This window comes from Flavobacterium omnivorum (assembly GCF_900099915.1).
Taxonomy (GTDB): Bacteria; Bacteroidota; Bacteroidia; order Flavobacteriales; family Flavobacteriaceae; genus Flavobacterium; species Flavobacterium omnivorum.
This window is the reverse complement of sequence record NZ_FNDB01000033.1, coordinates 1-12,006: the sequence shown is the minus strand read 5'-3', so window position 1 is coordinate 12,006 and position 12,006 is coordinate 1. Positions and strand designations below refer to the sequence as shown.

The following is a 12,006-nucleotide window of genomic DNA, read 5'->3' as shown; positions in this document are numbered from 1 at the left end:
ACATTTTAGCTTTTCTAAGAATTGATGATCGTGTGTAGTTGCAGGAGTAAACCAAACTAAATTAGGCACTTTTTCATCCGCATTTATCACACTGTGAGACTTGATACCTCCTTTGCTTTTTCCGTCAATAGACTTTCTTCCAACGCATTTTAAAATATCTTTAAACAGACTTATCGTAGTACTGTCAACTATCTTCACATTCTTTCCTAAGGCTACTTGAATTCGACTGTCCGACAAAACAAAGCTATATTTCTTAAGCAAGTTGTTATAAATCTCTTCAAAGAACTCTACTTTTCTACACTTGTTTGCATCTGCCAAAGTACTCTTTTTAGGGAGATGATTAATTCTAACAGTTTCCTTTTTACCTGACAAACCAAGCATTCCTTGAGCAACTTCGCGCAATGAATTGCATTTTTCTAAACAGCAAAAAACCATACTGAATAAATGATCTTGACTTTTAAAACTTTTCACATATCTGTCTGAATCATATTTCTCAACAGCTTTCTGAACCATTGAATCATCTATTAAAGAAATCAGCTGTCCGAAAACAGACTTAGTCGAAAAATACTTATTTTTACCCATCGTTATTTGAATTTTGCAACTCTAAATTACGATTATTTTAAGAAGCCATTAATTTGGCTTCTTTTTTATCGGACAACAATGAATTTAAATAATAACACTAGTATATATATTCTAGCTTAAAGTAGTAAGCAATTTATCGTTTAATCCATTTCTGATGTAATGTTTAGCACTGGTATCCCATGCCATAGGAAATAAAGAACAGATCATATATAGATAGTCGAGATTACTAGTCGTACGATTTCTAATTTTTCTATGTAGTGTTAGGTAATAAATGCCCACTACTATCTAGAATTAAATAAAGAAGTAATTCTCGCAAAATTTTTACAGCTATTGGCTCAATCGTTCCTCTTTACTAGAAATCCTGATTATAGAACCGCTTTTTATATTAGGGTAGCATTAATAACAAGGTAATTACAAAAAAACGAGTTAATTATGAAGAAAAAATATGCTACTATTTTTTATTAAATTAAAATATTTTATTAGTATTGTCTGAATTTAATTATAAAAAAGTATTTTGTTTTTTGAGAACAATTGAAGATGATAAATTAGAGTTAAATTAACTCATGTAAAAGCGATATTGGGTATTATGCAATTTTTATAGCAGTGGCAAAATATAATTATTTCCTGCGAAATAATGTAATACAATTAAAAACTATTCGTAAAGCATATTAATATTAGTTTCAAAATTTAATCTGCTACTTTTTAGTTATAAGAAAAAGCAAAAAAATAGTATTAAATTAATTATAATTTCTATATTGATCCTTTTTATAGCTAAATTCCTCTAATATGAAAGTTAATTTTACTTTAATGATTTTTATACTTGTTTTTTCACAAGTTTACTCCCAGAATCCAGAGATAAAAACAGAGTTACCAACAGTAATTCCACCATCTCCTACAGTTGCCGCTTTGATGAAATTTGAGGAAGTGTCTGTAAGTAATTATACTGGGATCCCAGATGTTTCAATACCATTATTTACTAGCTCTACACATTCAAAGGATATTAATATTAATATCAGTTTAAAATACCATTCAGGAGTAGGAGCTAATGATAGAGCTAGTGATGTAGGCTTAGGATGGAGTCTATTTGCTGGAGGTTCAATCTCAAGAACAGTTAGAGGGCTGCCCGATGAAATTTTAATTAATTACAACTTAAATGATACCAAAGTAGGCCTATATCATACCGATAGTTCTATTAGTAATGACATAAATAATTATTATTACTACAAAGAAAATATAGCTAATACAACCCAAGATTACTATCAAAATAATTTATCAACACAATCTTTAGACATAGGGAATGAATTCTTATGGACAGCCGCAAATACCAATAAATACGATACCGAACATGATTTATGGCAGTTTAATTTTATGGGCATTTCTGGTAGGTTTTACATCAAGAAAAATTTAAACACCAATTTGCTTGAAATTATACCACTAGATGACTACCGTGTTAAAATAATTTATAACTACGGAAACGTCAATAATAACCCTTACACACCTTTAAACTTTACTATTTATGATGAGAAAGGTAATAAATACATTTTTGATGTCTCTGAGAATTCAAATAATAAGGTTGCCTCATCTACTATCTATTTTGAAGAAGACGTGGGTTATTCGTTTTCAGATAATATCACTGCAGATAAAGCTTTTAAAAGTGCTTTTCATCTTTCTAAGATTTATGATAACAATAACAATTTGTTGGTTAATTTTATTTTCAATACGGATAATTATGTAGAATCATTTAATAATTATTCAATCAATAAAACAGATATTGATAAGTACGAAATGGCTAATTTTAATAAATGCGCTAGTTACCCACCTCTCGAATCTACTACAGTTTCAACAACTATAATTGACGTGAAAAAGATTCAAGTAATAGATATAATTGGAAACGCTAAAATTTATTTTAACTATTCAAAAGGACGATTGGATGACAATATTAATATCAAAGAGCAGACCGCTTACCTTAATTCAATAATTATGAAAGATAATTATTCTAAATTCGTCAAGCAGTTCAATTTTGAGTATGATTACTCAAGTGTATTAAATACTAGAATGCTATTGAAAAAAGTAAAGGAAAATAATGAAAGCCAGCAATTCATTACAAATTCGGAATTATTTTACATACAAAACCAGTCCAATGGGAAAACAATTGGAATAGATTATTGGGGTTTTTTCAATTTAATTGATAATTGCGAAATTACGACCATTAATCATAGAAATCCTTCTATAGAATTCAGTTCGACAGACTTGTTAGAAAAAATTAAATATCCTACTGGAGGATCAGTAAATTTTGAGTTTGAACCAAATACTTATGCTTTTGTAGGAGATCAGGAAATTACAAATTTTGACGAGAATAACGCTAATTTTTATTTATCGAATACATCTTTATTAAGTTTCAATAATTCCATTCAAAAAGCTTTACCTATTTCTACAATTGAAAATAGAAAAGTCAAATTTTATCCAAGTATTGCTCTTAATGAAGATCCCAATCAAGACACTAGATCATTTAGTTTATTAAAAAAGGAAAATGGGCAGTGGATTCAAGTCACCAGTTTAACTTGTCCATTTATTAATACTACTTGTTGTATTGAATTTATTTTAGAAAAAAACATAGAATATGCCATACGTAGAAATAATTTCGACTTGAACTATACAGGGACAGATACTATGATGATCGAGTATTACGATAAAAATTCGGTGCAAAAAAAATATTTATATGGAGGAGGAAATAGAATTAAAAACATAAAATACTTAAAATCAGATAATAATTTTGGAACTACTGCCAAAATTAAAAATTATACCTATAATTTATTTACCGATCAAAGCAGATCTAGCGGTGCACTTGTTTTCCCTAAGCCCATATATGAGTATTTCGATATGTTTGCTTTTAACATCAGCTTCTTTCCATATGATTGGTCAGGTGAGTGTTATGATGGTTCTGATGTTCCCAATATAGTTTCTTTTTTGAATAATACATCTAGTAATAACCTAATTAGTTTAAAAACTGCTGGATCGGATGTCGGCTACTCAGAAGTGTCCGTTTCAGAAACTGGTTTAGGAAGAACGGATTATGCCTATTCTTCGCCGCGTAATTATCCAGAAACAAATATTTCTACTGGTATCCCATTCATTCCTACTAAAAATTTTGATTATAAAAGAGGGTTACTACAAAGTGAAATATTATACAATAGTGAGAATAAAAACATCAGAGAAACTTATTATTCTTACGAATTTCAAAACTATTTGGAACATACAGGTACAAGATTCAGAAATCCTGTTGGAAGTTGTTACACCGGTTCTCTATTTTCTACATATGACTATTATCTTTTAAATTTAAATCAATCAGATTGCGTACCATGTAGACCAAATTATCAAATGATAAAAAGTTTTCTTTGTGGTTTACCTTTAGCATTTGATACCCCCAAAATAATTCCTTTCCCTATTTTTGAAGCTTATGGTTGGGCTAAGTTGATGTCCAAGAATACAAAGAATTATTATCTCAGCGGTGGTGTTACTAATATGTTAGAAACCAATGAGACTTATACTTACAATAGTCTAAACAAACAAATAGCTTCACAAACTAGTTTTAATAGTTTAGGTGAAAACATAAAAACGAATTATTACTACCACAGCGGTAATTCAGTACATTCTCAAAATAGAATTTCAGAGATTGAAAAAATAGAGACGTTTAACAATAGTACGTTGTTATTTACAAATAAAATTGATTATTCAAGTACATGGGCTAGTAATCAGTCTTATCTGCCAAAATATATTTTGACTTCCAAAGGGGCTAATAATTTAGAAGAAAAGCTAGAGTATAAATCTTGTGATGAATTTGGTCATCCTTTGGAATTAAGACAATCAGATGGAGTTCCTGTAAGTTATATTTGGGGTTACAATAAAACGCAACCCATAGCCAAAATAGAGAATGCCACTTATGCACAAGTACAACAATACGAAGCAAATTTGCAAACCTTATCAAATGGCACAGATGAAACTGCATTAATTTCTGCATTAAATGCTTTAAGGACTAATTTACCAGATGCAATGATAACTACTTACACATACAGGCCATTGATAGGAGTTAGCACTGTTACAGATTCTAAAGGAGATCAAATTACCTACAGCTATGACAGTTTTAATAGATTGCAATTTGTAAAGGATAAAAGCGGCAACATCCTATCTGAAAATCAGTACAACTACAAACAATAATTCAACAGCGATATGAAAAAAATTTTAAATCTGATTTTCGTTCTGACACCTGTGTTTTTATTAGGACAAACAATAACTGAAAACTTTGTAAAGACCACCACATACAAACAGCCCACCTCTGCAGCTATAGCCAATCCAACCCCTAGCCAGGCCAAAGTTGAGGTCACTTACTTTGATGGCTTGGGTAGGCCCATTCAGCAAATTGCTAATCAGCAATCTGCCTCAGGAAAAGACCTTGTTACTCATATCGAATACGATAATTTTGGTCGTCAAGTAGAAGAATATCTCCCTTTTAAATCTTCTAATACAGATATGGCTTTTGATCCAAGTGTTAAGGCAAATGTTTTATCATTCTACGGAAATCCAAATCCTGCGATCAACGGAAATCCAGCTTTGGAGGCAACAACAAACCCCTTTAGCAAGAAAGAATTTGAAGCCTCTCCGCTAAACAGAGTACTCAAGCAAGCAGCACCCGGAAATGATTGGGCAATGGCAAACAACCATACCATCAAACTGGAGTACCAGACAAACTCCGCTAGTGAAGTAAAGAACTTCGGAGTGAGTTTAGTTTTTGCTAATAATACTTATAACCCTACATTAACGCTAAGTACTATAAATAATGGTTTTTACAATCCAAATCAGCTTTACAAGAACATAACCTATGATGAAAACACCACCGCAACACCAAGCGAAACAGCGGGTTCCACGGTAGAATTCAAAAATAAGGAAGGGCAAGTAGTTTTAAAAAGAACCTATGGAATTGTTGGGAATGAAACTGTAAATCAAGCTCACGATACCTATTATGTTTATGACATCTATGGCAATTTAACCTACGTAATCCCACCTCTAGTAGAACCAAATACTGCAACATTAAGTGTTATTAATACTAGGTTAAATGATTTATGTTACCAGTACAAATACGATTACCGCAACCGACTAGTCGAGAAAAAAATACCAGGAAAACAATGGGAGTTTATCGTGTATGATAAACTGGACAGACCCGTGGCAACTGGACCTGCCTCCTCCCCTTTTAATGACCTTACAACTGTGGGCTGGCTAATTACTAAATACGATGCCTTTAGCAGACCTGTATATACGGGATGGATGACGACAACAGCTGCGACAAGCTCAGGAAGAATATCGCTTCAAACTGCACAAAATAGCGCCACCGCTTTTAATGAAAGCAAACAGACATCAGGAACAATTGATAGTATTACTGCTTATTACAGTAATGTAATTGCTCCTACTGCATTCAAACTCCTCACGGTAAATTATTATGACAACTATACTTTCCCTAATGCACCTGATATCCCTACCACCGTGGAGACACAAACCGTACTCACCACCGCGCAGGTAAAAAGCTTGCCTACTGGTTCATGGACAAGAGTACTAACAAGCAAGAGTTCCCTATTAGGAGAAACTGCCACTACTTTCTATGATAGTAAAGCAAGACCTATTCGTTCTTATAACAAAAACTATTTGGAAGGATATACCTATACTGACAGCAAACTTGATTTCACCGGAAAAACAGAATGCAGTAAAACCTATCACCAGCGTCTTAGTACAGATGCCATATTAAAAACGACCGAGGTGTTTGTCTACTCTGCTCAAGGAAGGTTGGAGACACAGACTCATCAAATAGGCACTGGAACAGTGGAGCTAATCGCTAGTAATAGTTATGACGAACTGGGACAACTTATTTCTAAAAAAGTAGGGAATACTGCTGCCACTCCAGTTCAAAAGGTAGATTACACCTACAATATTCGCGGCTGGCTGAAGGGTATTAATGATATAAATTCACTTACTAAAAGTGGTGACCCTAAAGATTTGTTTGCCTTCAAAATCAGTTACAATGCACTAACCGCGGGCATATCAGGTGTAAACTCATTATACAACGGTAACATTGCTGAAACTCAATGGGCAACTAATTCTGATGCTGGAATCCTTAGAAATTATGGCTATAAATACGACAATTTAAACCGATTAAAAGAAGGAATCTACAAAAAAGGAGCCGTTTTAAATGCCTATAATGAAACCTTGACTTACGATAAAAACGGGAACATAAAAACACTTTTGCGTAATGGAAATAGTGAAACAGTTACCCAAATTGACAATTTGACTTATATCTATGGCACAGGTAACACTAATAACCAATTACTCAAAGTAAACGACAGTTCTAACAAAGCTGTTGGGTTTATTGATGAAGCTAATTTAGGGGATGATTATACCTACGATGCTAATGGTAATATGTTAAGAGACCTAAACAAAGGAATAGGCACAACGTCATCCGATGGTATTACCTATAACCACTTAAATTTACCTACCAAAATAATTATTGCCACAGGCGCAACTCCAGGAAACATTACCTATATTTACAGTGCAAATGGACAAAAACTACAGAAAATTGTCACACAAGGTACTAACATTACCACAACGGATTATTTGGGTGGGTATCAGTATAAAAAAACAAATACAGGTACAGTCGCCTTACAGTTTTTTCCAACCGCGGAAGGCTATGTTGAACCCTCTGGAAGTTCTTATAAATATGTGTACCAATACAAAGATCATCTTGGTAATGTGCGACTCAGTTATGATAAAAGCTTAGTAATACAAGAGGAAAATAACTATTACCCTTTTGGTTTAAAACAAGAAGGATATAATATCGTTAAGAACTCTACTAATGATGCGTTAAAGTATAAGTTCCAAGGTCAAGAGCGTCAGGACGAGCTAGGCTTGAATTGGGACAGTTACAAGTACAGAAATTACGATATGGCTATTGGGCGTTTTATGTCCATTGACCCACTTGCGGAAGACTATTCTTATCAATCACCATATAATTTTGCGGAAAATAAAGTTATTAGCCATCGAGAGTTAGAGGGTTTAGAGGGAGTTTGGTTTCAAACTGTTTTAAATATAGATGCAGCTGCTAGACCTAATGGTGTTGGAGCTCATGTAAATGGTTTTTCACAAGGTATCGTAAATAGCGTTAAAGGCTTATGGGATGCTGTTACAAGTCCAGTTCAAACAGTAAAAAGCGTGGGGAATACTGCGTTATGGCTTGCTGTAGGATCACAAGGTTCTCAAGCTGTGGATAATGCTTTAGGAACAAATTCAACGGGAGCAGGTGACAATCTAATAAATTCAGTCGTTAAGGGTACTAATAATTTAGTTAATGGAAATGGTGCACAAAGAGGTGAAGTTATTGGAGAAGTTGCTGGTGCTATTATTGGGGCAAAAGGAGTTTCTACTGCTATGGAAAGTATTTCTGGGTTATCAAAAACATCAAGTGTGTCTGCAAACGTTCAAAATGCATTAAACACGTTAAATGATATAAAAGCTGAAGGGGGAGCTGTTAAAATTAACCCAATGACTCCTAATCAAGAATTAAATATGACAATAAAGCAGGGGACGCAAAAGTTAGATTTACGGGTTGAATCACATAAATTGCCAGCAAAATATGGCGGTGATGGAGTGAATCCAACAAGACATATGAATGTTGATATAAAAGGAGTTAATTTACCAAATAAAGGACATAAAAAATTAGAGTGATGACAATAGAACAATCTTTTTTTATAGAAATTTTAAACATTATGCCATTAAACTCTGTTTGCTATTTACAAGCTCCAAATCTTGAGTCATCAACATTGCTAAAAAAAATTGAAGATACAGACTATCCTTATTATAAATCGATTAAAATTAACCGTGTTAATAAAGAACTGATTATTGATAGTATTTTGAATGAAGATATTCAAGATGATATACAATCAATACAAATAAGATTTGATGGTGTTTTATTGTTTGAAGGTTTTGATGGGGTTGAATGTGGGACAATTTCAAAAAATATTGATTTGCCAAGTGATTTTGTTGAAAAATATGTCAATGATGATTTTTGTAATATCTCCAATAATTGGTAACCAGATGGCGAATATATAACCTCAATCGCTCGGATATATAAATGCTACCCTCAAACTAAATTAAGTAAAACAAAGAAAGCCACTTCATAACGGAGTGGCTTTTGGTTTTTATAGTGTTGCTACGTTTTTAGCAAAGAAGTCTTTAAATTTTTTATTGGTCAGCATCTTATCAATGAGTTTAAAGATAGTTTGTTTGTCATCTTCTTCGAGTTGTTGGATAAGTCTCATTTGTTCGACGGCTGTTTTATCTTCAATAATTACTTCGGTTGGAATTTTACCATCGTAATTAATAATTTGGTCAGTAGTTAAATTAAATAGTTGTGCCATTTTTTGCAGTTCATCAACTGTCAAGGCTCTTAATCCTTTTTCAATCTTACTATAAGCGGATTTATCCACGCCAATATGCGTAGCTACTTCAATTTGCTTAAGATTTTTCTCTTCTCTTATTGTCTTTATGTTCTCTGCTAAACTCATAAGACAAAAGTAGCGATAAAAAACATTTTAAACAATATGTGTTCAATATCAAAACAATTAAGTAGTTAAAAACAAAACTTTATTTTATATTTGCAGTAGTGAAATTAACCACAAAAAAAATAAACCCTGCAAACAATGGAGATACAAGACATCAAACAAAATTTAACTCTTGCTACAATCCTGCAACACTACAACTTAAAACCCAACAAAAACAATATGTTACTGTGTCCATTCCATGAGGATACAAAACCTAGTTTGCAAATAAACCTAGAAACAAATTTTTACAAATGCCATGCTTGTGGGAAAAAAGGAGACCAAATACAATGGGTTCAAGATTTTGGAAACCTAAGCAAACGGGAAGCGATTTTGAAATGTGTAACAATGATCGATGGAGCTATTGTAAACGTTCCAAGTATTGTAAAACAAGAAGCGGCAACCATCACAGAAGATAAAAGCATTTTTTTAGAAAAAATGTTCCAGAGTTTTAGAAAAGGAATATTCAACAGTCCACCCGCAAAACAATACAGCCAACAACGCAACTTAAATATTGAAGTTTTGCAAATTGGTTTTAATGGTGGGCAGTTCCACCACGGCACACGAAGAGACGAAACTTTAATCAATAATTGTTTGGCCGTTGGATTGCTTTTGGATAGAAACATAATCAGTAAAACAGGCGAAAAAGCATTTAATGTTTTTGGAAACAAATCAATTGTTTTTCCGCTCAAAAATAAAGAAAACCATATTGTCAGTTTGTATTTTAGAAGTACGATAAACGAAAAAGAAGCCAAACATTTTTACTTAAAAAAAAGAACAGGACTTTATCCAAATTACCCCAATAAGGCTACCAAAAAGCTAATACTAACTGAAAGCATTATTGATTGTGCAAGTTTGTTACAAATCACGGAAATAGCAGAGAATTACAGTTTATTAGCCTGTTACGGAACGAACGGACTGAATGAAGAAATCCAAAAAGCTGTTTTAGAACTCACGGAACTAGAAGAAATTATTTTTGCTTTTGATAATGACGAAGCTGGAAATGAAGCCGTAAAAAAATATGCGGCACAATTTAAACAATACAAAATCTCCACGATAGAACTGCCAAATAAAGACATCAACGAAACACTACAATTACATGAAAATGAAATCATCATTGAACTTTTAAACCAAAGAAAGGAACTGAATTTTTTATTTTCAATTGAAGATAAAACCACAACCCAACCACAAACAAACATCGATTTTTTAAAGCAACATAATTTACTCCAGGAATTAAATGTATTAATAGAGAAAAGCGGGATTATAGGCGAAGAAAACAGCCGTTTATTACTTTTTATTATCGCTTCAAGTTACAAAACAAAAAGCCCTTTACATGCCATAGTACAAGGAAGTAGTGGAAGCGGAAAAACCCATTTAATCAGCAAAATAGCGGACTTAATACCGCCCGAAGATGTTTTACGCTTTACCCGAATCACGGAAAGTTCTTTGTACAATTGGGGCGAATATGATTTAGTGGGTAAACTCTTAATCATCGAAGATTTAGACGGATTAAAAGAAGAAGCCATGTTTGCCATGCGGGAATTAATAAGCAATCAAAGATTAAGCAGTTCGGTAAGTATCAAGGATAAAAAGGGAAATATAAAATCTACCAAAAAGGAAGTAAGAGGTGTTTTTAGCAGTTTATCGGCTACCACCAAAGGGGAATTGTACGAAGATAATATGAGCCGGAGTTTTTTACTTGCCGTGGATGAAAGCGGAGAACAAAGCAGGCGAATTATTGAATATCAAAACCGGAAATATGCAGGGGAAATTGAACCCAAAGACCAAGAAAAAACCAAAATACAACTGCAACAAATCATACGGACGTTAAAGAATTATGAAGTCATAAATCCCTATGCAACACGATTACAATTACCCGAAGAAGTACACAAAATAAGGCGGTTAAATGAAATGTTCCAAAGCATCGTAAGACAGATAACCCTTTTAAACCAACACAATAGGGAACTTAAAAACGATAAATTAATCACTCAAATCGAAGATTTACAGCAAGCTACCGAAGTGCTTTTTGAAAGTATCATTCTAAAAGTAGATGAACTGGACGGCAGTTTAAGACAGTTTTTTGAGCGCTTAAAAAAATACCTAAAAGCACAGGACAAAGATTTTACCCAAAGAGAGATAAGACAGGCTTTTAATATGAGCAAAAGCCAAATACACCGCTATTTACAAGCCTTATTAGAATTAGAATACATCAAGCAAATTGGAGGGTATGCCAACAAAGGATTAAAATATAAAATCGATTATTGGGATGATTACGTAAAACTCCGAATTAAAATAAAAGACAAACTCCTATTACAAATACAGCAGTTGAAACAAACCGTATGAACCACTAAGAACCACTAATGGGACGCTAGAATAAAAGCAAAACAATTGATAATTAATAATTTACAATTGATAATTGTCTTAGTGTTCCAAGTTTCAAAAAAGTACAACCATAAAAGCATCATAGGTATATGGAAGATGAAATTTATGCCTTTAGAAAAGAATTACAAACCTTAGGATATTGCAAGACTGTAATCAACAATTACCCCAAATATGTATGTCATTTTTTAGTTTTTGCTCAAGAAACAGTTCCTAAAATAAATGATATACATATTAAATCGTATCAAAAACATTTACAGCAAAAACCTAGTAGAACTAAGGGCAAAACCCTAAGTGAAAGCCACGTTCACAGCCAGTTATTAGCTATCAAAATGTGTTTTGGATATCTGGAAAGAACCCATAAAATCAATACAAATCCTTTTACTTTAAAGCTAAAAAGCCCTAAAAA

General features: G+C 32.9%; 7 protein-coding genes. 5 read left to right on the top strand and 2 right to left on the bottom strand.

Annotated features, from left to right (window positions below; genetic code table 11):
• The coding region (locus BLS90_RS16475) for a DUF4372 domain-containing protein (protein WP_139171479.1) at positions 1-582 on the bottom strand (582 nt) is incomplete at its 3' end.
• A gap of 786 nt (positions 583-1,368) precedes the next feature.
• Between BLS90_RS16475 and BLS90_RS16470 the strand changes: the two genes are divergently transcribed.
• From BLS90_RS16470 to BLS90_RS16460, 3 genes are read left to right on the top strand one after another with little or no spacing between them, the layout of a single operon-like run.
• The gene (locus BLS90_RS16470; RefSeq protein ID WP_091259583.1) at positions 1,369-4,797 is read left to right on the top strand and encodes a hypothetical protein; all 3,429 of its coding nucleotides are present in this window, start codon (positions 1,369-1,371) and stop codon (positions 4,795-4,797) included.
• 12 nt (positions 4,798-4,809) lie between these two features.
• The gene (locus BLS90_RS16465) at positions 4,810-8,346 is read left to right on the top strand and encodes a DUF6443 domain-containing protein (RefSeq protein WP_091259580.1); all 3,537 of its coding nucleotides are present in this window, start codon (positions 4,810-4,812) and stop codon (positions 8,344-8,346) included.
• On the top strand, positions 8,346-8,711 hold the full coding sequence (locus BLS90_RS16460) for a hypothetical protein (protein ID WP_091259577.1): 366 nt from the start codon (positions 8,346-8,348) through the stop codon (positions 8,709-8,711). The genes BLS90_RS16465 and BLS90_RS16460 overlap by 1 nt, the downstream gene beginning before the upstream one ends.
• Before the next feature lie 108 nt (positions 8,712-8,819).
• On the opposite strand, the gene BLS90_RS16455 is transcribed toward BLS90_RS16460, so the two are convergent.
• Positions 8,820-9,185 (bottom strand): helix-turn-helix domain-containing protein, encoded by a 366-nt coding sequence (locus tag BLS90_RS16455; RefSeq protein ID WP_091259574.1) that lies wholly within the window; start codon positions 9,183-9,185, stop codon positions 8,820-8,822.
• A 135-nt stretch (positions 9,186-9,320) separates the two neighbouring features.
• Here BLS90_RS16455 and BLS90_RS17200 point away from each other — a divergent pair, with 135 nt between their 5' ends.
• Together BLS90_RS17200 and BLS90_RS16445 are read left to right on the top strand one after the other, a co-directional pair.
• The gene (locus tag BLS90_RS17200) at positions 9,321-11,561 is read left to right on the top strand and encodes a CHC2 zinc finger domain-containing protein (RefSeq protein WP_091259571.1); all 2,241 of its coding nucleotides are present in this window, start codon (positions 9,321-9,323) and stop codon (positions 11,559-11,561) included.
• Positions 11,562-11,689: 128 nt separating this feature from the next.
• A partial coding sequence (locus tag BLS90_RS16445; protein WP_139171477.1) for a phage integrase N-terminal SAM-like domain-containing protein occupies positions 11,690-12,006 on the top strand: 317 nt, incomplete at its 3' end.

Excerpts from the sequence above, each read along its gene's own strand:
- BLS90_RS16470 (WP_091259583.1), top strand. The coding sequence starts at position 1,369 with ATGAAAGTTAATTTTACTTTAATGATTTTTATACTTGTTTTTTCACAA.
- BLS90_RS16465 (WP_091259580.1), top strand. The coding sequence starts at position 4,810 with ATGAAAAAAATTTTAAATCTGATTTTCGTTCTGACACCTGTGTTTTTA.
- BLS90_RS16460 (WP_091259577.1), top strand. The coding sequence starts at position 8,346 with ATGACAATAGAACAATCTTTTTTTATAGAAATTTTAAACATTATGCCA.
- BLS90_RS16455 (WP_091259574.1), bottom strand. The coding sequence starts at position 9,185 with ATGAGTTTAGCAGAGAACATAAAGACAATAAGAGAAGAGAAAAATCTT.
- BLS90_RS17200 (WP_091259571.1), top strand. The coding sequence starts at position 9,321 with ATGGAGATACAAGACATCAAACAAAATTTAACTCTTGCTACAATCCTG.